The 23,443-nt window shown below is 54.4% G+C and carries 20 protein-coding genes and 1 tRNA gene; 12 read left to right on the forward strand and 9 right to left on the reverse strand.

From position 1 onward, the window contains the following. Nucleotides 1-18: 18 nt before the first annotated feature. The 4 genes from Q8W32_RS02075 to Q8W32_RS02090 form a co-directional block, all read right to left on the reverse strand. A complete protein-coding gene (locus tag Q8W32_RS02075) occupies nucleotides 19-1,281 on the reverse strand; it encodes a malic enzyme-like NAD(P)-binding protein (protein ID WP_303431097.1) in 1,263 nt (420 codons plus the stop codon). Nucleotides 1,282-1,493: 212 nt separating this feature from the next. Beyond that, nucleotides 1,494-2,870, reverse strand: coding sequence for an ATP-binding protein (locus Q8W32_RS02080; protein WP_303431098.1), 1,377 nt, complete (start codon nucleotides 2,868-2,870; stop codon nucleotides 1,494-1,496). A 3-nt stretch (nucleotides 2,871-2,873) separates the two neighbouring features. Next, nucleotides 2,874-3,569: a response regulator gene (locus tag Q8W32_RS02085; protein WP_303431099.1), complete on the reverse strand. Its 696-nt coding sequence runs from the start codon at nucleotides 3,567-3,569 to the stop codon at nucleotides 2,874-2,876. Nucleotides 3,570-3,751: 182 nt separating this feature from the next. After that, nucleotides 3,752-4,768 (reverse strand): AI-2E family transporter, encoded by a 1,017-nt coding sequence (locus Q8W32_RS02090; protein ID WP_305413478.1) that lies wholly within the window; start codon nucleotides 4,766-4,768, stop codon nucleotides 3,752-3,754. Nucleotides 4,769-4,902: 134 nt separating this feature from the next. Between Q8W32_RS02090 and Q8W32_RS02095 the strand changes: the two genes are divergently transcribed. Together Q8W32_RS02095 and Q8W32_RS02100 are read left to right on the forward strand one after the other, a co-directional pair. After that, nucleotides 4,903-4,987, forward strand: a tRNA-Leu gene (locus Q8W32_RS02095). A gap of 262 nt (nucleotides 4,988-5,249) precedes the next feature. Further along, on the forward strand, nucleotides 5,250-6,248 hold the full coding sequence (locus Q8W32_RS02100; RefSeq protein ID WP_305413479.1) for a transposase: 999 nt from the start codon (nucleotides 5,250-5,252) through the stop codon (nucleotides 6,246-6,248). A 348-nt stretch (nucleotides 6,249-6,596) separates the two neighbouring features. On the opposite strand, the gene Q8W32_RS02105 is transcribed toward Q8W32_RS02100, so the two are convergent. From Q8W32_RS02105 to Q8W32_RS02115, 3 genes are all read right to left on the reverse strand, one after another. Beyond that, the gene (locus Q8W32_RS02105) at nucleotides 6,597-7,265 is read right to left on the reverse strand and encodes an OmpA family protein (RefSeq protein ID WP_303431103.1); all 669 of its coding nucleotides are present in this window, start codon (nucleotides 7,263-7,265) and stop codon (nucleotides 6,597-6,599) included. Between the two features lie 167 nt (nucleotides 7,266-7,432). Then, on the reverse strand, nucleotides 7,433-7,726 hold the full coding sequence (locus Q8W32_RS02110) for a hypothetical protein (protein WP_303431104.1): 294 nt from the start codon (nucleotides 7,724-7,726) through the stop codon (nucleotides 7,433-7,435). An 88-nt stretch (nucleotides 7,727-7,814) separates the two neighbouring features. Next, on the reverse strand, nucleotides 7,815-8,546 hold the full coding sequence (locus tag Q8W32_RS02115; protein ID WP_303431105.1) for an IclR family transcriptional regulator: 732 nt from the start codon (nucleotides 8,544-8,546) through the stop codon (nucleotides 7,815-7,817). Nucleotides 8,547-8,772: 226 nt separating this feature from the next. On the opposite strand from Q8W32_RS02115, the gene Q8W32_RS02120 reads away from it, so the two are divergent. The 8 genes from Q8W32_RS02120 to Q8W32_RS02155 all read left to right on the forward strand — a co-directional run bounded on the left by Q8W32_RS02120 (nucleotide 8,773) and on the right by Q8W32_RS02155 (nucleotide 16,707). Further along, on the forward strand, nucleotides 8,773-9,807 hold the full coding sequence (locus Q8W32_RS02120) for a TRAP transporter substrate-binding protein (RefSeq protein ID WP_303431106.1): 1,035 nt from the start codon (nucleotides 8,773-8,775) through the stop codon (nucleotides 9,805-9,807). Between the two features lie 24 nt (nucleotides 9,808-9,831). Next, the gene (locus tag Q8W32_RS02125; RefSeq protein ID WP_303431107.1) at nucleotides 9,832-10,320 is read left to right on the forward strand and encodes a TRAP transporter small permease; all 489 of its coding nucleotides are present in this window, start codon (nucleotides 9,832-9,834) and stop codon (nucleotides 10,318-10,320) included. Between the two features lie 15 nt (nucleotides 10,321-10,335). Then, a complete protein-coding gene (locus Q8W32_RS02130; RefSeq protein WP_305413483.1) occupies nucleotides 10,336-11,634 on the forward strand; it encodes a TRAP transporter large permease in 1,299 nt (432 codons plus the stop codon). 32 nt (nucleotides 11,635-11,666) lie between these two features. Then, nucleotides 11,667-12,002: a 2Fe-2S iron-sulfur cluster-binding protein gene (locus Q8W32_RS02135; protein ID WP_303431109.1), complete on the forward strand. Its 336-nt coding sequence runs from the start codon at nucleotides 11,667-11,669 to the stop codon at nucleotides 12,000-12,002. Continuing rightward, nucleotides 11,999-13,306 (forward strand): NAD(P)/FAD-dependent oxidoreductase, encoded by a 1,308-nt coding sequence (locus Q8W32_RS02140; RefSeq protein WP_305413485.1) that lies wholly within the window; start codon nucleotides 11,999-12,001, stop codon nucleotides 13,304-13,306. Before Q8W32_RS02135 ends, Q8W32_RS02140 begins: the two co-directional genes overlap by 4 nt. Nucleotides 13,307-13,343: 37 nt before the next feature. Beyond that, complete coding sequence (locus Q8W32_RS02145; protein WP_305413487.1) at nucleotides 13,344-14,666, forward strand: aromatic ring-hydroxylating dioxygenase subunit alpha; 1,323 nt, start codon at nucleotides 13,344-13,346, stop codon at nucleotides 14,664-14,666. Between the two features lie 64 nt (nucleotides 14,667-14,730). Continuing rightward, nucleotides 14,731-16,188 carry a glutamine synthetase family protein gene (locus tag Q8W32_RS02150; RefSeq protein WP_303431112.1) on the forward strand — a complete coding sequence of 486 codons (1,458 nt, stop codon included), beginning with the start codon at nucleotides 14,731-14,733 and terminating at the stop codon, nucleotides 16,186-16,188. 159 nt (nucleotides 16,189-16,347) lie between these two features. Continuing rightward, nucleotides 16,348-16,707 carry a 5-carboxymethyl-2-hydroxymuconate Delta-isomerase gene (locus Q8W32_RS02155; RefSeq protein WP_305413489.1) on the forward strand — a complete coding sequence of 120 codons (360 nt, stop codon included), beginning with the start codon at nucleotides 16,348-16,350 and terminating at the stop codon, nucleotides 16,705-16,707. A gap of 29 nt (nucleotides 16,708-16,736) precedes the next feature. Here the strand turns inward: Q8W32_RS02155 and Q8W32_RS02160 are convergent, their stop codons facing one another. Both Q8W32_RS02160 and sbcD read right to left on the reverse strand, forming a co-directional pair. Further along, nucleotides 16,737-20,474, reverse strand: a complete 3,738-nt coding sequence (locus Q8W32_RS02160; protein ID WP_305413491.1) for an SbcC/MukB-like Walker B domain-containing protein — start codon at nucleotides 20,472-20,474, stop codon at nucleotides 16,737-16,739. Then, the gene (gene sbcD, locus Q8W32_RS02165; RefSeq protein WP_305413492.1) at nucleotides 20,471-21,733 is read right to left on the reverse strand and encodes an exonuclease subunit SbcD; all 1,263 of its coding nucleotides are present in this window, start codon (nucleotides 21,731-21,733) and stop codon (nucleotides 20,471-20,473) included. The genes Q8W32_RS02160 and sbcD overlap by 4 nt, the downstream gene beginning before the upstream one ends. Nucleotides 21,734-22,179: 446 nt before the next feature. Between sbcD and Q8W32_RS02170 the strand changes: the two genes are divergently transcribed. Continuing rightward, nucleotides 22,180-22,512, forward strand: a complete 333-nt coding sequence (locus tag Q8W32_RS02170; RefSeq protein ID WP_303431116.1) for a CidA/LrgA family protein — start codon at nucleotides 22,180-22,182, stop codon at nucleotides 22,510-22,512. After that, complete coding sequence (locus Q8W32_RS02175) at nucleotides 22,509-23,201, forward strand: LrgB family protein (protein ID WP_303431117.1); 693 nt, start codon at nucleotides 22,509-22,511, stop codon at nucleotides 23,199-23,201. Before Q8W32_RS02170 ends, Q8W32_RS02175 begins: the two co-directional genes overlap by 4 nt. Nucleotides 23,202-23,443 lie beyond the last annotated feature (242 nt).

A 23,443-nucleotide genomic window follows, 5' to 3' on the forward strand; every position in this document is an offset into this window, starting at 1 on the left:
TATCAAACAATCGCCAGATCAGATATCAGCAATCGTTTTTAACGGGTAGTTGGCAGGCATTGGGCCTGCTGCTACACCGGTTTCAATCGCAGCTTGTGCAACGGCAAAAGACACCGCGCCCAACAGACGGGAATCGACTGCTTTCGGAATGATGTATTCGCGACCAAAAGCCAGAGACTCCAGACCGTATGCATCCAGCACTTCCTGGCTCACTGGCTCTTTCGCCAGACCCGCCAGCGCCTTGGCTGCTGCCAGTTTCATTTCTTCGTTGATGCGCTTGGCACGTACGTCCAGAGCACCACGGAAAATGAACGGGAAGCCCAGTACGTTGTTTACCTGGTTCGGATAGTCAGAACGACCGGTTGCCATGATGGCATCAGGACGCGCTTCCCATACGATTTCCGGCATGATTTCCGGTACCGGGTTGGCGCAAGCAAAGATAACCGGATCGGCTGCCATGGCCTTGATCTGTTCACCAGTCACCATATTAGGACCAGACAGACCAAGGAAGATGTCCGCGCCATCCAGTGCATCGTCAATGGTGCGTTTGTCGGTATCGACAGCAAACATGGCTTTGTACTGGTTCAGGTCATCACGACCGGAATGGATCACGCCCTTGCGGTCACACATAAAGATGTTTTCTGGTTTCATACCGGCCAGAATCATCAGCTTGGAGCATGAGATTGCTGCAGCACCGGCACCGACGACACACATTTTAGCGTCTTCGATTTTTTTACCAACAACTTCCAATGCGTTCATGGCACCGGCAACCGTAACGATTGCTGTACCGTGCTGGTCATCGTGGAATACCGGAATATCGCACTGTTCGATCAGGGTGCGTTCGATTTCAAAACACTCAGGTGCCTTGATGTCTTCCAGGTTGATGCCACCAAAAGTAATCGCTATGCGACGCACGGTATCGATAAAGGCTTGTGGGCTTTCGCTTTCCACTTCCAGATCGATAGAGTCAACGCCCGCAAAACGTTTGAATAGCAAAGATTTGCCTTCCATGACGGGTTTGGATGCCAGTGGCCCCAGATTTCCCAGCCCCAGAATGGCGGTACCGTCAGTAATCACGGCAACCAGATTCCCTTTGCCGGTATATTTGTAGGCATTTTCAGGGTCGGCAGCAATTTCCTTGACCGGCTCAGCCACACCTGGGCTGTACGCCAGCGACAAATCGCGTGAGGTGGCGGCAGGTTTGGTCAGTTCGACACTGATTTTGCCCGGTTTGGGAAATTGATGATAATCCAGAGCTGCTTGCTTGAGATCTTCTGACATAGTGCTCATCCAGTCGTTTTTTTTGTGGTGTTAATATCCCTGGGCTCGACGCATAACGCGTTGTCCAATTAGACAACAATTGCGAAAGGGGCACCCTTAATAGCAAAAAGCCCCGGGTATTTCCACTATATCCTTGAAATGTTCCAGGCGACTGCTGTTCTTTTGCGCTGATTTGAATTGCCCTGATCTACCGCAAGATTCGACCAGAGTATTCATACAAAAGTCGTAGGTACATTAACGACTGGTAGTTGTAGGGCAACACACAGACCAGGATGACGGTTTTCAGCGACCACTTTCCCGCCATGCAATTCCACCACTCGCCTGACCAATGCCAGGCCCAGACCATAGCCTATATCCCCGGCGCCGGGACTGCGGGCATGATCAACCTGGGTAAAGGGTGCAAAAATGGATTCCAGCATATCGTCGGGCACACCAGGCCCCTGATCCATGACCGAAATATCCACACGATCTCCCACTTCAGCCACTTCTACCAACAAACAGCCACCGTCCGGTGAATACCGAATGGCGTTACGCAGCAGGTTATCAACCGCCCGTTCAATCAGCACCCAATCCCAGGAACACTGGGCCGGTGCTTTGGAACAGTCGCAAGTTACCTTGATGTGCCGGGATTCCAGCTCCAGCTCAGCATCCTGCAACCAGCCATTCACTTGCTCACAAGGACTGCGTTCTTCCAGCTGCAGCTGTCCGGCCCGTAACTGGGACAAACGAGCCAGATCCAGAATCTGGCTGATAAGATTTTCCACCTGAAACGCGGCCCGTTCGATACGGTCATGCTCTGCCGCAACGAGCTGCTGCTGATCTTTTTTACGGGCGATACCCAGCGCAATTTGCAAGCGGGTTAACGGTGAGCGTAATTCGTGGGAGACATCACGTAATAATTGTTGATGGCTGGCCAATAACTGCTGGGTGGCGTCCGCCATGCTGGCCACTTCGGCCACCAATACGCCAATTTCATCCTTGCGACTGATATCAGCAGCCAGATCGGTAACATCAAAATTGCCTTCGGCCATTTGCCGCACGACCCGTTGCAAACGGCGCATTGGCAGCGTCAGATTCCAGACCAGCAAGAAACACAGCAGCGTGACCACCACTACAATCACGACCGGCACCACCCAGCGGCGTTTATCGTCCAGAAAGTTCTGCCAAACCTGGCGGGAAACACCGATATAAAGATAGCCGTCACTCTGTACTGGCCCCAGCATCAACCAGCCATCGTTCTGGCCGTACAGAGACCGTCCAAGATAGCCGGCCCGATCGGCAAACTCTTCCAGGTCGTGGGGTAATTCCTCAACCCGGTCCACCGGTACCGATACCAGGTTCCAGCCCGGCCGCAGCTGCCGCCAGAGCATCCGGCCTTCTGCCACAATCGGCAATTGTTTCTCCATCAAATTCAGTAACAGGCGCGAGTCTGCCAGATCCGCAGGTCGCATAAAGTCATCATCAACCCAGTTTCTGGTAGCAACCGCCAGCCCCATGGCGAGAAAGATCACCAGCCAGAACCAGACAAACACCTTAAAAAACAGCGATCGGTACCAGCTGACCTTAACGCCCCTAAAGTGTCTGATCATCGGTCAGGACTTAACCAGCAAATAGCCGCGGCTACGCACCGTCTTGATCCAATCACTACCATCTTCACGGTGGCCGAGTTTTTTACGCAAGTTACTGACGTGCATATCAATCGAACGATCGTAAGCCATCAGTGAACGTCCCAATGCCGACATCGACAGGGTGTCTTTACTGACCAGCTCTCCGGCGTGCTCCATCATGCACTGCAAGACGCCAAACTCGGCACCGGTCAGCACCAGGTTCTCGCCATCCAGGCACACTCCCCGATCACTGGGCGTCAGAACCAAAGACCCCACCTGTATCGCCCCTTCGGCTACCGGTGCGCTGGAATCACCCGTCATATCGATACGGCGAAACAGTGCCCGAATCCGCGCTACCAGTTCATGGTGGTGATACGGTTTGGCAATATAATCATCCGCGCCATGTTCCAGCCCTAATACCCGGTCAACACTCTCGCCTCGAGCAGTCAACATGATCACTGGCACCTGGGATTCAGCCCGAATGCGGCGTAACACCTCAAAGCCATGAATTTTAGGTAACATAACGTCCAGCAAGACCAGATCGTAATCCCCTTTTAATGCTTGCTCCAGGCCGCTTTCTCCATCGTGTACCGGAGTGAGTTCAAAGCCCTCCATCGCCAGGTATTCCTGCAATAATTCGCCCAGCTCGGTGTCGTCGTCGATCAGTAATATTGATTTCATTCGGTTCCTCCCAGCCCAAGTCTAATCAGGCGATGGACTGTTCTCTAACAGGTTTACGGTTTTTTGCAACTGACCGTGATTATTGACATAAACCGGTGTATCTAAAGACCGGGGTATTCCCAGCCGTTGCAAGACATCATCCAGCGACAGTCAATGGCCCGGCAGCAACTAATGACCAGCAACTAATGGTCCAGCAGCGTTGCCATCCAGCGAGTTGACTGACGGGTTTCCAGCGCTATCTTGACCACCATGGTCAGCGGTATCGAAAGCAGCATACCCACCGGGCCAAGAATCCAGCCCCAAAAAATCAATGACAGGAACACCACCAGTGTCGACAACCCCAACGTACGCCCCATCATGCGGGGTTCCAGCACATTACCAAACGTCATATTGGCAACCACATAGGTGATAGCCGTTGCCAGTGCCGAACCTGGACCTAACTGGATCAAAGCAATCAGCACAGCCGGAACAGCCGCAATAATAGAGCCGATATTGGGAATATAATTCAGCAGAAAAGCAATCACCGCCCACACCGGCGCATAATCCACCCCAATTATCCACAATACCACTCCGATACAGACCCCGGTGCCAAGGCTCATCAAGGTCTTGATCGCCAGATAACGCTGTACCAAATTACTGAAACGCTCAAAATGCGCAAACGCACTGGTTTGCTCACCAAAAGCACGTTTCAGCTTCTCTGGCATGCCGGAGGCCTCCAGCAAGATAAACACCACGGTAAACAAAATCAGAAAGGCATTGGTCAAGACACCACCAAGGCCATTAAACACGCTGGTCACCATGTTCATGACCACACTCGGATCGACGTATTCCCGCAACAGGTTGGCAGGTACTTCGATACCCATATTATTCAGCCAGGCTACGATTCCCTGCATCAAATTCTGCAGCTTGGTTTCGTACAGCGGAATGTCTTTATAAAACGCATTCACGGTACCACCCAGAAATACGGTCAAACCGGTACCACTGACCAGAAAACCCAGCATCATCAGCAGTACCGCCAACACATCCGGCACACCACGACGCGACAGCCAATGCATCATTGGAGCACTGAGCACGGCAATAAAAACCGACAACAGAAAAGGCACCAGAATATCCGCCGCACTGCGCACACCGGCAATCACAATAATAGCGGCCGCCAACGTCACAAAGATGTTGCTGGTTACATGAGTATTAGTCGACATGATTTCTTCCCGAAACCCCTGAAGGCGAAAGGCTCAACTTACACCAGCCAGCGTTCGGACGCATCCAGTGAACAACCGCGATGATCATGGACTTGGCAGCAAGCAAAGAGTTCTGTATTATCCGCGCTCTGTTTGCGGAAGTGGCGAAATTGGTAGACGCACTGGATTTAGGTTCCAGCGCCGCAAGGTGTGAGAGTTCGAGTCTCTCCTTCCGCACCATCTTTTTTAGATCCTGGTCTTTCTCTCCTACATGGACACCCACTTAAGTCCATCCTAGTCCTTCTGGTCCCTTCTATGTGGACACCCACCTGAATACGGCCTGGGTTCGCGGTCCGGTCCCACTTAAATCAGGACACAGAGCACTACAGAGACACCAGAGCACTACAGAGACACCCACTTAAATCAGCACTTTTGCCTGATTCCATTGCATAACCCAAGCGCCATAATAATGCTTCGTTAACTTCAAGGACGGGGTACGATCATGCCAAAGCCACGGAAACAACAAGTCTCTGTTGAAGCAACACCCTTCTACCACTGCGTGTCCCGATGCGTTCGACGCGCCTTTTTGTGCGGCACCGATTCGGTGTCTGGCCAGTGCTATGAACATCGCCGCAGTTGGCTTGAAGCGCGGATTCTTGCCCTCCCACAAATATTTGCTATTCAAGTTGCCGCCTATGCAGTGATGTCGAATCACTACCATGTCGTACTGTTTGTGGATATCAAGCAAGCACAAGCCTGGAGCGATATGGACGTTGTGCAGCGCTGGCACCAGCTCTTCAAAGGCAACGTATTATCACAACGTTTTGTTCAAGAAGAGCAGCTGGCCGAAGCCGAGCAGCAGCGGCTAAAAATACTGGTCGACGAGTGGCGTTCACGACTGTCAGATATCAGCTGGTTTATGCGGGTGCTGAATGAAGCCATTGCCCGTGAGGCGAACAGTGAAGATGGTTGCTCGGGCCGCTTCTGGGAAGGTCGCTTTAAATCCCAGGCGCTGCTGGACGAAGCCGCACTGCTCAGCTGCATGGCATATGTCGATTTAAACCCGGTTAGGGCTGGCATTGCCGAGACACCGGAAAAGGCTGATCACACGTCGGTGAAACGTCGTATTAAGCAGGCTCAAACAACATCAACACCTGATCACATCACCCGGCAGTGCCCGCACTTGCTGCCATTCGTCGGAAACCCACGGCAAGATTCTCCAACAGGAATCCAGATGCCGTTAACCAGCTACCTGTCGTTAGTCGATGCAACCGGGCGCATACTTCGCTCCGATAAGCGAGGTGTAATCAGTGAAGGGTTATCGCCTGTTCTCCACCGCATAGGCCTGGACGAAAAACAATGGCTAGCCATGAGCCAGCAGTTCGAGCAGTGCTTTACGACCTTTGCAGGCAATGAAGCCAAGGTTCGATCAGTGTGTGAGCAACTGGGCTACAAACGACCGACAGGGATTGGTCGGGCCAGACTACTGGTGGCAAGCTAGATTCTGCATCCAAACCAACAACGACAGCATTCTTCAGGTATATACCTGAAGCCCGATACGCTTGAGCCTGCGTATTTGCCAAACGACGATATTTTCAAGGCACTGTCATCGCCTACAGGCAAACCAGCTCGCTAAAATTGAAATTCATTGTGCAATGGCTGAGATACATCAGCCCTGATGGCTTCGCTCTGTTGCTGTTGATTGTCTGCACGCTTTTAAGAATGGGTGTCCTGTTTAAAAACGCTTTTAAGAGTGGGTGTCCTATTTAAAAACTAGAGTGGGTGTCCTATTTAAAAACGATCAAAAAAGCCGCCTGAATCAGGCGGCTTTTTTGTCATGCCGTCACCGTCAGTCTTGCGTAATCGGCAGCAGCGTGATTTCAACACGACGGTTCAGTTCTTTGCCGGCTTCGGTACTGTTGCTGGCAATCGGCTGACTTTCACCAAAGCCAACCGGGTCCAGTCGTACGGAGTTGATGCCTTGGGTTTGCAGGTAGTTAGCCACGGATTTGGCACGCTGTTCCGACAATGCCTGGTTAAAGGTTTCAGAGCCGTCGCTGTCGGTATGGCCAGAAACCACCACCAATGTGGAGTCGTATTCTTCCAGTACCAATACCACTGAGTTCAACACTTCATAAAAGCTGGAGGCGATCGCTGAACGACCCGAAGAGAAAGTAATATTACCTGGCATGATCAGGTTGATATTGTCGCCAACCCGCTCAACGCTGACGCCAGTGCCACGCAGTTGTTTACGTAATTTGGCTTCTTGGGCATCCATGTAGTAGCCGATGCTGCCACCAACCAAACCACCACCTGCAGCCGCCGCCAGAATCCGGCGATTACGGGTGCCGCTGTCTTCATCCTTGTTGGTAGCATAAGCAACCACAGCCCCAACGCTGGCGCCAATGCCTGCGCCTATTGCAGTTTTGGATGTTTTTTCTTCACCGGTATAAGCGTCGAATGTGGTGCACCCACTGGCCAACATCACGATTGAAGCAACTGCTGCGATCCTTTTCATACTCTCTCCTGAATTTGTAGTTTTGTCATCAAGTTTAAAAACGGCTAGCGGACGGTATATTACTGTTTTTTACATGGAAGTTTCAGTCTTAATCCCGATTGACGACAGCAGGATTTATTTGTAGCTGATGCTGGCAACTCACCGATGGCACGGTATCTCTCGCAGCCTCAGCGGCGACCATTGGATGGACGCCGTGAAACAGGAGGCCGGACCAATAACTGGTAGATCTGCACCAAGACACTGCTGATTCCTACGGTAATCCCCAAAAACACCATGATCGCTAGCGGTGAGCTCAAATACTGCAATGAATACGTCTTGCCCTCATCGCACCCCGATATCAAACCAAGCCAGCGTCCGCCAGAATCCAGGCAGATGTCTTGAGCCGAAACATAAATAAAGCCAATCAGTCCGCAGACAGAAATCAGCATGGAGAGTGCGAGGCAAATCAGCCATATTTTCATAAGGATGTTGAACCTGGTTGACGATGTGGCCGAGAGTGTACACCAACCACCCTAGGAGACTGCTTGTGTGCTGTCTCAGGTAAACAGACTAGGCAAACACGGCAATGGCCTCAGCACATTCCCGTAATGCCAATATCCGTTCAAACAGCCCATTGGCATCCTCAAAGCGAGGGGTGGGGCCAACAATACCCAGCGCACCGATCAGAGCCGAGCCACGCATGACCGGTACTGCCAACGATGTCACCCCTTGTTCGAATTCGTTGGCCACCAGGGCGTAACCGTTGATTCGGGCCTTTTTCAGATCCAGACGAAGGTCTTCCAGGTCGATTTTGGTGTCTTCGGTATACGCTGTCCGAGGCGCATCCTGCAGTAGCTGCTCTTGCATCTCATCCGTGGAAAATGCCACCAGAACCCGACCGATCCCGGTGGCGTGCAGGGGTAGCCGGTAACCCACGGTAAACCCCTGGGTAATCATGCCCGGATCGCTGGGTGAATGAGCCACATAAATAGCTTCGGTGCCGTCCAGCATGGCAAAGGAAATCCCTTCTCCCAGCTTGAGTGAATACGACCGCAGAATCGGCGTGACATGCTTGCCAATGTCCCTGCCCTGCAGGAACTCCCCCGCCAGACCCAGTATTTTGGGCGTCAGTTTGTACACCCGGTTGCTGCATTCCAGATAACCCAGATATTGCAATGTCAGCACCAGTCTGCGAGCGACCGTTCGGTTCAGGCCGGTTTTCTCAGCTATATTGGGAATGGTCATGGATCGATCCGTGCCACTAAACGCCTCCAATACTTCCAGGCCTTTTGCAAAGGTCATGGATATATCTTTTTCATTATATTTTTCAAACACTTGGACTATTCCTTTCCGATTAATGAAGGCGCTTTCAACGGCGCTGTGCGCACGTTTGGTTTGTTGGCTTTGTAAAGCGATGGATTAAAAAAAATTTGACTCAGATCAAACTGACATTCTATAAGTAGTGATCGATATTGAAACATAAGTTCGATTATCGATCAAATTATTATAAGCCGCTGTGGAGCTATCGATGAAAGCCGTGAGAAAAAACCTGTCAACGCTTGCCTTTTCCAGCCTGCTGGCACTCAGTTCGGCCTCAACTCTGGCCGCCGAAGCCAACCTGCGTTTTGCTCATTTCATGCCGAAAAACAGCTGGCAGAGTGAACGCATGTTCGAGTCTTGGAAAAAAGCTGTCGAAGAACAATCCGAAGGTCGCCTCAAGGTGACGGTCTTCCCGGCCCAGACATTGGGCAAGGCCCCTGCCGGTTATGACAACGCCAAAAATGGCATTGCCGATATCGCCTGGACCGTACAGGGCTATACCGCCGGACGCTTCCCACTCAGTCAGATCATGGAACTGCCTGGCCTGTTCAAGACCGGTGCCGTTGGTTCCTGCGCCTTCCAGAAGCTGTATGACAGCGGCGTGCTCGACAAGGAATACGAAGAAACCAAGGTGCTTTACGTCCATACCCATAGCCCCGGTCACTTGCACACCAAGGATCAGGTCGTCACCTCTCTGGACGATCTGAAAGGCCTGAAAATCCGTCGTCCTACCGACCTGATTGGCGAACTGATCGGCGAACTGGGTGCCGAGCCAATTGGTATGCCCGCACCGTCTATTTACCAGAGCATGCAACGGGGCGTTATTGATGGCTACATGCTGCCATGGTCAGCGGTTAACAGCTTCCGTGCTTATGAAGTCTCTGATCAGCATCTCGACTTCGGCTTCTACTCGCTGGCCTTTGTGACCACCATGAACAAACGCGCTTACGACAAGCTGCCTGCCGATCTGAAAAAAGTCATCGACGACAACTCTGGTATGGACTGGGCCGTCAACGCCGGTCAGGGCTATGACGACGCCGATCTCGTCGGTATTGCCAAAATCAAGGAAGAAGGCGGCACCATCAATACCTTGTCTGCAGAAGAACGTGCGCAGTGGCAAACCATTGTTGACGGTGTAACGCAATCCTACATTACCCGCCTCGACGAGCAGGGTCTGCCCGGTACAACAACGTATAACAGCGTCAAAGGTTATGTCAGCGCCTGCGAAGCCGAACTGAACTGAGTGATCTGAGCAGGGAGAATCAAGGTGGAAACAATCATTCGATTTTTCGACAAAGTGGCCTTCGTGGCCCTGGTATGCATGTTGTTTGTGGTCGTTTCCAGCGTTCTGGGACGTCTGGTGTTCGACATCAGTGGCGGAGAACTGCAACTGGTCATGCCTGGCTCGGTCGAGCTGGCCAGTTATTCCCTGCTCATCATGGTGTTTGCCTCGCTGCCTCGGGCAGCCACTCATGGGCTGGTGAGTGTCGAGTTGTTACTCGATAAATTACCCGACCTTCTCAAGCGGGTGCTGGAGCGTATCTGGCATCTGTTGCTGGCCGCGTTTGCAGCCGTTATTGGCTGGCTGTTTTTCGGCACCATGGTTGAAATGATCGACCGTGGTGATCGTTCCCAGGACCTCGGCATTCCACTGTATCTGTTTTATGGCGCACTGACGGTGTGCTGCGTTGCCATTGTGCTGACGGGCCTGTGGCTGGCGCGGCATCCGCAACGCCCTGTTTCCCAAGACGACTAACCAAAAGGTAATACGATGGATCCTCTTGTAATTGGTCTGGGTGGCATGGTGGTCATTCTGATGTTGTTGGCACTGGGGTGCCCGGTTGGTCTGGCCATGATTCTGGTGGGTGCTTCAGGCTTTGCCCTGATCGTTGGCCCGGAGCCAGCACTCAACGTGCTGGAAACCGCGGCCTTCGAAACCGCATCCAACTACTCTTTCACCCTGATTCCTTTATTTCTGTTAATGGGCAGTCTGGCCGCTCGGGCCGGATTCTCCAAAGACCTGTTTGAGTCTGCCCGTTATTTCACCAAGGGCTGGAATGGCAGTCTGGCACTGGCTGCGGTCAGTGGCAGCGCGGCATTTTCGGCCATTTCCGGTTCTTCTTTGGCAACAGCGTCGACCATGACCCGGGTGGCTTACCCGGAAATGATGAAACAGGGTTATCACCCTCGTCTGGCCGCTGGATCGCTGGCCGCCGGGGGCACCCTGGGCATCATGATTCCGCCGTCGGTCGCGCTGTTGCTGTACGCGCTGATTACCGAACAATCGGTCGGCGATATGTTTCTGGCCGGATTCCTGCCGGGCTTGCTGGCTTATGCGCTCTATCTGGCTACCGTCACCGTGATGGTGCGAAAGTGGAAACCCTCCGGTGAACAAGCACCCGACGAGAACAGTTCACTGCGCAAAGCCTTGCTGCAATTTGCTCCTGTAGGGCTGTTGTTTGGCCTGGTGATGGGCGGTTTGTACGGCGGTTTGTTTTCCCCCACCGAAGCCGGTGGCGTAGGCGCTGGACTGGCGCTGGTCTTTGCGCTGGTACGTGGCCTGGGCTGGGATGATTTCCGCGAGGCCGTTACCGAAGCCGTGGCCGTCACATCAACCATCTTTGTGATTCTGATTGGTGCCGAAGTCTTTGGCTTCTTGTTATCGGTCAGCCAGGTCTCGTTCGCCATGGTCGATATGATTGATGTCTATCAGCTCTCCCCCTGGATGGTGATGGCGCTGATTGTGGTGTTCTACATCGTGATGGGCTGCTTTCTCGAAAGTCTGGCCATGATTCTGCTTACCGTGCCGATTTTTTATCCGGTGATTGTTGCCAGCGGCTTTGATCCGATCTGGTTCGGTATTATTGCCGTGGTCACGGTCGAAACCGGGCTGATTTCGCCCCCCGTCGGCATGAACCTGTTTGTGGTACAGGGTGCCACCAAAAACCTCAAGATCAACGATGTCATGGTTGGAGTTATTCCCTTCGTCCTGGCCGACTTTTTACGGCTGGCCATCCTGATCGCTTTTCCTGCTATTTCACTGTTTTTACCAGAGCTTCTGGGCAACTGAACTGACACTCCGTTTTCAAGGGGATAATCATTATGAGCAACGCCACCATTCACATCGGATTCAAACTCCCGGACGGCAACATCCAGCATATTGACGCGCCGCTGGGACAGAACATCATGCAGGCGGCCATTGTCAATAACATCGACGGCATCGAAGCCGAATGTGGCGGCAGCTGTATGTGCGCGACCTGTCACCTTTACTTGCCCGACAGCCTGCTCGACAGCGTCACGCCCGCGAACGATGAAGAGCTGGAAATGCTCGAAGAAACCGCTGCCGAACGTCGACCGGGCAGCCGCTTGAGCTGCCAGCTGCTGGCCACCGAAGCCATGGCCGGTGTTATTTTTGAAGTACCGGAATGCCAGTCATGAGCCATGCAGCAGGCACCCTGATTATTGGTGCGTCTCATGCCGGTGTACAGGTTGCGGCTTCACTGCGGGATAACGGCTATCACTTGCCGATTACCCTGCTGGAAGCCGGTACCCATTTGCCCTACCAGCGGCCACCGCTGTCAAAGGCATACCTGAAAGAAGCCCTCGACAACCAGCGTCTGGCCTTGCGCGGGGAAGCCTTTTATCAACAAAAGGACATCACTCTGCTCCTGAATCACCGCGCCTTGCAGATTGATCGTCAGCACCAAAGCGTCAGTGCCTGGCACGATAACCGCGAGGTCACCTTTCACTACGACCAGCTGGTCATCGCCACCGGTGCCAGTGCCCGGACCTTACCGGCCGCCGCTGGTATGCCGGGGGTGCGGGTGTTACGGGATCTGGATGACGCCATTGCCCTCAAGGCGGATTTTGATGCGGCCCAGTCCATCGTGGTCATCGGTTCCGGCTTTATTGGTCTGGAAGTCGCGTCCACCGCTGTCAGCCTCGGCAAACAGGTGACGGTGGTCGAACACGGCAGCCGTATCCTGAGCCGCCTGTTTCCGGCACAGCTGTCGGCTTTTATGCAGCAGACCCATGAACAAAACGGCGTTGCATTCTGCTTTGACACCACCGTTGAGCGCCTGACCACACAGAACCGGACACAGGACCCGCAGAACCCGGACACCCACTCTTATCCACAAAATACGGACACCCATAAGAACAACACCAATAACCGCGCTCACCAGACCTGCTTGCAACTGAGCAATGGCCAGACACTCACCGCCGATCTGGTGGTGGTCGGTATTGGTGCCACCATCAATGACCAGCTCGCCCAGGACGCCGGACTGGCCTGTCAGAACGGCATTCTGGTCGACCCCGGCGGCTGCACCTCCGACCCGGCAGTGTACGCCTGTGGGGATTGCACCATCACGACCCGGGCCGATGGCCGCACCACGCATATTGAATCCATACAAAACGCTCTGGAACAGGCCAAAACGATCGCCGCCAATATCACCGGCCAGCCAGCGCCGGAGCCAGTAGCACCCTGGTTCTGGTCTGACCAGAAAGACATCAAATTACAAATGGTGGGCGACGCCATGGATTACGACGACCTGATTGTTCGTGGCGACATCGCCAGCGGCAAATTCTCGCTGCTGTACTACCAGAATGAGCGGCTGATCCGCGTCGATTCCGTCAACGCCGCTGCCGACCACCTTGCCGCCCGCAAGCTGGTTAGCCAACGTTTCCCATTGCCCAAAGACGCCGCTGCCGATACCGCTGTGCGCCTGAAAAGCTTTACCTAATTCGCTGATGATTGCTTGATCGCAGGAGATACCCACTATGATGAGCCAGGAAAAAAACAACGAACTCAGCCTTGTAAAGGCATCCGATCCAGCCGGTAAACTGTTACGCCAATACTGGATGCCTGCCGCCCTGTCCGAAGAGCTGGACAGCGACCGCCCGGTCGTACCCGTCAACCTGCTGGGTGAAGAACTGGCCCTCTTCCGTAACGAAGACGATAAACTGGTGCTGTTGGATCGTCATTGTCCGCACCGGGGTGCCGATATGTGTTTCGGCCGCAAGGAAGAAGGCGGTATCCGCTGCCCCTTCCATGGTTGGAAATTCGATGCCCAGGGTCAATGTGTTGACCAGCCCGCGGAGCCGGAAGGCTCAAAGATGCACGAAAAAATCCGCATCAACTCCTACCCGCTGCATGAAGTGAACGGCATTATTTTCGCCTTCCTGGGCACCGGCGAGCCACCCGCCTTCCCGGATTTCGACTGTTTCAAAGCCCCGGACACCCACGTCTTTGCTTTTAAAGGCCTGTGGGAATGCAATTGGCTGCAAGCACTGGAAGTCGGCATCGACCCGGCGCACGCCTCATTCCTGCACCGCTTCCTGCTCGATGAAGACCCGGAAGACAGCTACGGCAAGCAATTCCGCGACACCGCCGCCGATACCAATATTCCCATGACCCAGGTCTTGCGCGAGTTTGATCGCCCGGAAATCATCGTCAAGGACACCGATTACGGCATGCGCATCATCGCCCTGCGTGATCTGCAAAACGGCACCAGCCATGTGCGCCTGACCAACCAGGTATTCCCGTGCGCCATTACCATTCCGATGTCGAATGAAATGACCATCACCCAGTGGCATGTACCGATCGACGACGAAAACTGCTACTGGTTCTCGATGTTCACCAGTTTTGGCAACCCGGTCGACAAGGACACCATGCGTGCCCAGCGCCTGCAAGAACACACCCTGCCCGACTACGCCCCGATCCGGAACAAGCGCAACCACTATGGTTATAACCAGAAAGAACAGGAAACCCTGACCTGGACCGGTATGGGCATGGACATCAATGTCCACGACCAGTGGGCCTGTGAATCCATGGGCAATATCCAGGATCGTACCAACGAACACCTGGGCACCACCGACAAGGCCATCATCCAGCATCGCCGCAAACTGCGTAAAGCCATGAAGATCATCAGCGATGGCGGCGATTTAAGTGAACTGCCATTACAGCTTAGTGCCGCCCAGGCACGCGATATCAAAGGCCCTATCGCCATTGACGCCATCGCACCAACCCAGGACTGGGAAAGCGTTTGGCAAACCAGCGATCAGCAACGCCGTGCCGCCTGCGACTGGGACGCTGAACTGTAAGCCTAAACCAACATCAAGCGTCAGGGTGTGTTACTGCGGTAACAGGCCCTGCGAGGAGAAAACCATGACCGGTGTATTCGACGACGAAAACAGCTTTTCCGGTAAATACAATTTGTGGAGTCAGGAACAGATTTCTGCCTGCAAAACCCTGCTCGACACCATGCAAACCTGCAACCTCGAAGTCATTCGGGTGTCGTTTGTTGACCAGCACGGCGTACTGCGTGGCAAGACCATCGTTGCCAGCGGCCTGGCGTCTGCCTTGAACAAAGGCATCACCATGAGCTCGACCATGCTGCTGAAAGACACCTCGCATCGGACGGTGTTTTCAGTATGGCAAGATGACGCCGGGTTTGGCGAAGGACAAATGACCGGCGCCAGCGACGTACTGATGCTGCCCGACCCAACCACATTTAAAATCCTGCCGTGGTCACCCCATACCGGCTGGATACTGGCCGACCTGTATCAGACCGACGGTACGCCAGTTGAACTGTCGACCCGGGCCATGCTGAAAAAAGCCCAGCAACAACTGAATGATCAGGGTTATGAATTTATTGCCGGGCTGGAAGTGGAATTTCATGTTTTCCGCACCATCAACAAGCCTCGTGGCCTCGACGATGCCGGTCAACCAGGCCCACCGCCAACAACCGAGTTACTGAATCAGGGTTATCAGTACCTGACCGAAGACCGCTACGATGAGATGGAAGAGGTTTTCGACCTGATTCGCCGGAACGCCCAAGGTCTGGATTTGCCCGTACGCTCGTTAGAAGTGGAGTTTGGCCCCAGCCAGTTTGAAGTCACCTTCGACCCGGCTCCGGCGTTGCAACAAGCCGACAACATGATTCTGTTCCGTTCCATGGTCAAACAGGTGTGTCAGCGTAACGGCCTGCACGCCACCTTTATGTGTCGACCACGGTTTGAGGACTCCATGGCCAGCGGCTGGCATTTGCACCAGTCGATTGTATCGCTGGAGCACGGCAACAACTGTTTTGAACCGGCCGCTGGAGAACCGATTTCACGCCTTGGCCAGCACTGGATCGCCGGTATTCTGGCCCACGCCAAAGCCAGCTGTGTGCTGTCGACACCCACCATTAACGGCTACAAACGTTATCGTCCGTTTACGCTGGCCCCCGACCGGATCCAGTGGGGTAAAGACAACCGGGGCGCCATGGTGCGCTGTCTGGCCAACCCCGGTGACAACGCCAGCCGGATTGAAAACCGCGTCGGCGAACCCGCTGCCAACCCTTACCTGTATCTGGCCTCCCAGATCATTAGTGGTATGGATGGTGTCAACCGTGAACTGGAACCACCAGCACCGGTTTCCAAACCCTACGATACCGGCGCAGAAACCCTGCCCCAGTGTCTGATGGACGCCGTACAGCTGTTCGAAAGCAGTGCGCTGTACCGCCAGCAGTTTGGCGACACCTTTGTCGACTATTATGCGCACTTGAAAAAAGCCGAGTGGAATCGTTACCTGACCACGGTTTCAGAGTGGGAAGAGCGGGAATACTTTAACCTGTTCTAGTACGGTGCCAGCCCAGAGCAGTGAGAGTCTGTGCATGCCCATGGTGTGCGCGGCTCTTTATCTTGTCTGCCCGCACACACGACGGACCCTGATCCATAGCCGATTACCCAGTCGACCCAGCCATGCATCCCGTCATTTATCCGGATATCAGAGATTAATATGCCTCACCTGGTCATTGAATACGCTCGAGTGATCGAGCAAACAACCCCGTTGCGCCCCTTGATGCAACAGCTGTTCGAAGCCGCCTGCCAGGGCGGTATTATCCAACCGCAAGACATCAAGGTACGGGCCATGCCGTACGACCATTTTTTACTGCGCCGAGACGACGAAACCTTCCTTCATATTACCTTGTCGCTGCTGGAGGGTCGCACTGACCAGCAAAAAGAACAGCTGGCAATCAATCTGCGGCAGGTGCTGGCCGAGCAGTTACCCGATGTCACCAGCCTCAGCATTGATATTCGGGATATGAACGCCACCGCCTACAAAAAGCGGCTGCTGCCCTTGGCGGATGCTGACTGATCGCCAGAGTCACAACGACCTCACGCCGTTTATTGTGTCATGCGATATATCGGATCCAGCTCACTGATACCCAAGCCGCTTTTTTTGATCACCCGCAGCTGGGTTGGAATCCGTTCTTTCATTGCCTCCACATGGCTGATAACGCCGATCATTTTGCCGGAGGCATTGAGGTTATCCAGCGCATCGAGGGCAATATCCAGTGTCTCGCTGTCCAGCGTGCCAAAACCCTCATCCAGAAACAGCGAGTCGATGCTGGTTTTGTGGCTGACCAGATCCGACAACGCCAGCGCCAGCGCCAGGCTCACCAGAAAACTTTCACCTCCCGACAGGGTGGTGATATCCCGTTCGGCATCGCCCTGCCAGGTATCCAGCACACTAAGCTCCAGACCCGCATTCTGTTTGCGCTGCAACAAGTAACGGCCGTGTAATCGTTGCAGCTGCTGATTGGCCAGTACCACCAGATTGTCCAGCGTCAGGCCTTGGGCAAAGTTACGGAATTTGGCGCCGTCCCGTGAGCCAATCAGGCCATGCAGATAGCTGATATCGTCATAGTCTCGCTGGAACGCTGCGATTTGATCAAACAGTGCTTGCTGACTGTCGCGCCGGGTCTGGTCGGAGTGGAGCGCGTGACTGATTTCACCAGCCCGTTGGTTCAGTTGTTCCAGCCGGGTGGTTAATCCGGCTAACACCTGCTCTACCTCAGCCAGTGCCATTTGTTGATAAATCGCCGCCTGCGGGACTGCCAGGATCTGATGGCAGGCCTGTTCGGCCTGCTCCAGCAAGGCGCGACTGCGTTCCAGTTCGTTATCCAGCTGTTGTTTCTGTAGCTGCAGGCGTTGACGTTCGGCCTCCGGTAACAAGGCCTGCAGAAAATCGGCTTCGGTGGCGAAGGGGCTGGCCGCCAACTGTGACTGCCAGTCGGATTGCTGCTCATCCAGTCGAGCTTGCAAGCGGTCGAGGCCGTGCTGTTGTGTGGTTAACTCGGCCTGCAGAGCCTGATGCTGACTGGATACCGTGTGTTGCTGATGCTGGGCAGTCTGGTAGTCCGCTTCGGCCTGCCGCAGTGCGGTGATGCTGTTGTCCCGTTCTTGCCGCACACTTTTGTCGCCAAACAGCTGATAACGCTGGGCCTGCAGCGTCGTGACCGTCTGCTTCAGCCGGGTCTGTTTTTCGCGGGTATCGGTCAGCTGCTGCTTTATCTTATCCAGCTGTTGCTGGCAGTGCTGATAATCGGCATCCAACCGGTTCAGGCTGGCCTTGAGCTGTTCTTGCTGACGGATATGGTCGTCCCACTTTTGGCTGTCTTGCTGTCGGGCGGCCAGCCATAAGGCCAATTCTGCCGGCGACGGCGCGGGATAACCTTGTTCGCTCAGTTGCGTGACAAAGGTGTGCCATAAGGTCTCGGCTTGTTGCGCCGTCAGGGCTTGTTGTTGCTGATGGTCGTCCAGCATCTGACGGCTGTTAGTGATGGCCTGATCGGCCAGGGCCAGCCCGGTCCGGGCGCTGGTCAGCTGCTGCAGCGCATGATCCCGTTGTTGCCGGGCCTGCTCACACTGTTTATTAAGAGCGTTGAGCTGCTGAATGGCCTCGCCATAACGCTGCTGCTCGGCCTGGTGCCGGGTTATCTGTCGCTCCAGCGCCAGGGTGTCGGCAATCGTCAGCAAAATGTCTTGCTCCGATTTGGCGATGCTGGACTGCCACTGTTGCTCCCATTGCTGTTGCCATTGTTGTTGCAAGTCGGCTTGCTCAACCTGGATATCCGTCAGACGCTGCGCCAGTTCTTGTTGATAACGTTGGCTGGATGCCAGTGTCTCTTTGGCTTCCTGCCCTTGTTCCCTGATGCTATCCAGTACCCGTTCGGCGTCCAGCTTCTCGGTAATATGTTGAGAGTCACGGCTCAAGCCGCCGTTGAGCGCCTCTTGATGTTTGTCGGCGTCCAGTTGCGGATGTTCCTGCGAACCACACAGTGGACACGGATCACCAGCCTGCAGGGCAGCCCGATAATGGGCCAGCTGTTCGTCCTGGGTCACCAGCTGGGTTAACACCTGTACCAGTTGCTGCTGTTGCTGGTATTGGCCTTTCAACTGGCTGAGTGTCTGTTCGACGTGGGTGCATTGGCGCTGCCTATCCTCGGCTATGGCTTGTTTATCCCGTTGTTCTGCCGCCAGGGATTGCCATTGTTTGCTGATGGATAGCAAGCTCAGTAATACGGAATACTGCTCCAGCTGCCCGGTACGCTGCTGCTCCAATTGATCCAGAGTGCCCAGTTCACGGCTGGCACCAGCCAGCGCCTGAACCGCCTGTTGCCAGGCTTGCTCTTTGGTCGTCGCGGCGCTGTCAGCCTCTTGGTATTGCTGTTGAGCCTGTTGCTGCTGACCTTGCTGCCGGGTCAGTTGCTGTTGTAGCTCGACCTCTTTTTCACGCTGCTGCGCCAACTGCTGCTTGGCCGCCTGAATCTGCCGGGCCTGTTGCTGCCATTGCCCCAGATACTGCTTGAGTGACTGGTCCGCCGCCTGTTGCGTCAGGTAATGCTCAACCTTGGCTTGTTGTTGCGTCTGGCTCTGCCGCTGGTCGCTCAGATGTTCCAGGTGCTGCTGATGTCCGGTTTGTTGCCGCAGCTCATCATCGATGGCCTGCTGCAATTCTCTGAGTTTGTCTTGCTGGGCAAGCAGCTGTTGATCCAGTGGTACCACCTGGTCGTTCAGCAATTGCTCTTGCTGCTGGTGCCCGGTTTTGGCCGTTGCCAGTGCCTGGCTCTGCCCGGTCAAACGGGTCGTTGCACTGGCCAGCTCAGCGGCCAGCTGGTGTTGCTGTGCCTGTTTTTGCCGACAGTCCTGCTGATGCTGTTCGATTTCGCTGCGTATCGCCTGTAACAAGCGGTATGGGGTCTGCAGTTGCACCGCCGGTTCGCTGCGCTGCAAGCGTTGTATATCGGACCGGGCGCTGGCCAGATGGTCTTCGGCCGCCTGCAGGCGTTCGGCCTGGGTGATCCGCTGCTTTCGGGCCCAGTCATATTGTTGCCACCAGTCACGATGGGCACTGGTGGTGGCTATCTCATGTTTGATCGCTGTTTGTTGCTGCTGTAATTGCCCGGCTTCCTCTTGCAGCTGTTGTTTTTGGGCATCATCCAGCAGTTGCACCCCTTGGGCCCGGGCGTGCAGTTCAGCCAGTTGCTGCTTGGCGCTGGCATGATGCTCATGCACCCGCATTGATATCTGGCCGTAGATTTCAGTGCCGGTCAGTTCCTCCAGTAACTCCGAACGGGCGGATGCATTGGCATTCAGAAAGGCGGCAAATTCTCCCTGCGACAGGAGGATGGACTTGGTAAAACGGGAGAAGTCCAGTCCGGTGATGGCCTCGATCATTTCACTCTTGGCGCGTAACTGGGTCGCCAGAACCTTGCCGCTGGCAACTTCGGCCAGCTCGACACAGGCAGGCTGCAAATTGCCATCGACCTTGCCTCGGGAGCGACGCATGCTCCAGTGTGCCCGATAGGCCATGCCTTTAACGTCAAACTGCACTTCGGCGGCACAATCCGCGCAGCCGCGGGTCATGATCTGATTGGACGATGTGGTGATCTGACCCAGCCGGGGCGTCTGGTGATAAAGCGCCAGGCAGATGGCATCGAGCAAGGTGGTTTTGCCTGCCCCGGTCGGGCCGGTAATGGCAAACAGGCCGTTGTCGCTGAATGGCGCCTGGGTGAAGTCGATTTTCCACTCGCCCTTGAGTGAGTTCAGGTTCTTGAACTGGAGGCTTAAAATCTTCATGCGTCGTGCTCCGGGTGCTCGATTTCTGCCAGAATCTGCTGGAACTGCACTTCAATCCGGGCCTGCCTGCCGGGCTGATCGTCAAGGTTTTCCAGCGCCAGACGTTTGCCAAAGACCTCCGCCGGGGTCAGCTCTGCCAATGTTTCCTGTGCTTGCCGGGTTAATACCTGACGGCCATGGAGCCGTGAACGGCGCAGTTGCAAGACCTCGACCGCCAGCCCTTCGGTCAGGGCCTGAATCCGTTGCGGCAAATCGGCCAGATAGTCTTGCTGTTCCACTTCGATACATAGCCAGACCGGTTGATCAGCAGGTATATGCTGATAGGCCAGCAACCCCTGTTCGATGGCTGCCAGATCTCCCTTGATAACGGCCATCGGTTGGAAAACCGGCACATCAACAGGGGTTATCGCAACGGTGTGTGAACCAGAAAATTCGACCATGACCACTTGTTTGGTCGTTTTTAATTCATCAAAGCTGAGTGGAATGGGCGATCCGCTGTAACGGATATGCTCGGATTTGGCCACCCGCTGTGGCCGATGAATATGCCCGAGAGCAATATAATCTGCCGGAGGGAAACCATCCGCAGCAAACCCGTCCAGCGAGCCGATATAGATGTCGCGAACGGAGTCTGACTGGCTGACGCCCAGCGCCGTCAAATGTCCTGTCGCAATAATCGGTACGTCGAGTTGTTTGCTGGTCTTGAGTGCCAGTGCCGCCTGATAAACCCGCTGATAATGTTGTTGGATGGCCTCCCCCAGGGCCTGACGTTTTTCCAACCCCGACTCACCGGCCCGGCTTTGCAGCACGTCGCGCGGGCGGATAAAGGGAATAGCGCAGACGATGGCACCAACCGGGCCAGCCGCGTCACCATGCTCACGCTCGCTGCCATGGCGATATTCCAGCTCGATAAGCTGCTCATGGGGGTCCAGCGGGCTGATACTGGCCACTACTTGCGTATCCAGGCACGCCACCAGCTGCCTGGATTCATTCAGCGTTGAAACCGAATCGTGATTGCCCGCCAAAATAACCAGGCGGCAGTGGCACTGGCTGATCGCGACTATAAATCGATTGTACATTTCTCGTGCATAACTCGGAGGGGTACCGGTATCAAACACGTCCCCCGCTACGATCACGGCATCGATGTTATAACGTCGTACCTGTGTCAGCAGCCAATCAAGAAAGGCCTGATGTTCAGCCTTGCGGCTCTTGGTAAAAAAGCTCTGACCCAGATGCCAGTCAGACGTGTGCAGGATTTTCATAACCGTTATCCGTAAGGGGAGAATTTGAAAAGGACTCGTCATTTCACTGCATTCGTCGCCTTGCCCTGAACAACGGCAACACTCGCGCAGAGCCGTGCAGGATTAAATAGATGTCCCCGTAAGTGATAGCTGAAAGGTTATCACAGCGACGGGGTTGGGTTGGCGGCAGAAACCAGCGGTGATTATATTCGATTAATGAGGTGTCCCGGTGCCGTGGCAACAGGGATTTCCGTATCCTGGCAGCAGTGTTTAATGCGCTATTTTTTCTTTAACAAATCAATCGGTTAGATTGCCTTATCAACAAAATATAGCGTGCTTCTGGTGGTTAATGGTACTGTTTGCGCTCTGACATTATTGCCGAGAGCGTTATTTCTGCTCATGATTTTCTGCCTGATAATATCAATAAAAACCCGGTTTTTTATGCCGCTCCGTTCGGAAGACCGCTTATGACTGGACTGCTGATTCTGTTGGCCTTTTTAATGGCCGGGACGCTCGTTCAACACTGGACGTCGGCGCCTATTCCTCCTTCGATTATCGGTATGTTGCTGTTGCTGGTTTTTCTGATCAGCCAGCGCAAGGTGCCTGCAGCATTGACCAGCATTACCCAGTCACTTGCGCCGATTTTGCCGTTGTTCCTGATTCCGGTGAGCGTGGGAGTGATCACCCATGAACAACTGGTGCGCGAGCATGGGCTGCTACTGCTGTTGATTCTGGCCATCAGTCTGATTCCCGGCACACTGGTATGTGGCTGGATTATGTCCAGAGGAAAACGTTCATGATGATATTGCTGCAAACCCCTCTGTTCTGGACGGCGCTGACCATCGGTGCTTTTTTGCTCGGTCAGCAGGTCTATCGGTTAACCGGTAATCTGGTGCTGTTGCCACCGATTCTGACCGGTATCGGGCTGGTGGTGGTGACGCTGAAACTGACCGATACGCCGTACACAACGTATATGGAAGGCGGGCACTATTTGCACGATATGCTGCAACCGCTGATTGTGATGCTTGCAGTACCTCTGTTCCTGCAGTTAAGGGCATTACGTCAGGATGCCCTCCGTATTGCTCTGGCCGTCACACTGGGCAGTGCCACCACCGTCGCCTGCGCCTGGTGGCTGACCAGCTGGTGGATCGGTGATCCCATGCTGTCACAAACCATGCTGACCAAGTCCATTACCACACCGGTGGCGGTTGCCATTACCGGTCAACTCGGTGGTGATCCGTCACTGGCGGCGGCGTTTGTGATTTTGTCTGGCTTGTTGGGGGTCATCATGATTTTGCCGATTCTGACGCTGATGCGTATCCAGCGGCCAGAAACCGTTGGTATTACGCTGGGGGTCTGTGCTCATGCGATTGGCACCAGTCGGGCACTGGATCTGGGGGAGCGGGAAGCAGCCTATGCCATCACCGCGATGATACTGACGGCGACTCTGCATGCTGTGGTGTTACCCTTGCTCGTCAGTCTGTTTTAAGTGGTAGTCTATGTGCTTATCGCTACCGGCGGCGGGCAATAACTCCGTCATCAATGGACGCATAATGACCAACGTCATGATAACGACATCGGTGCACTATTCACTCTGTCAGCAAGGCCTGTCAGGATAGGAGATTACGCGGGCTGCTGAGGCAAATACGCCTATACTTGATACTCAGAGCCCCATCGATACAGTTAACCGCTTTTCACTGTTGTTGCTGTACCTGGTCGTATCACTTCAAG

Source organism: Oceanobacter sp. 3_MG-2023 (assembly GCF_030688925.1).
Taxonomy (GTDB): Bacteria; Pseudomonadota; Gammaproteobacteria; order Pseudomonadales; family Oceanobacteraceae; genus Oceanobacter.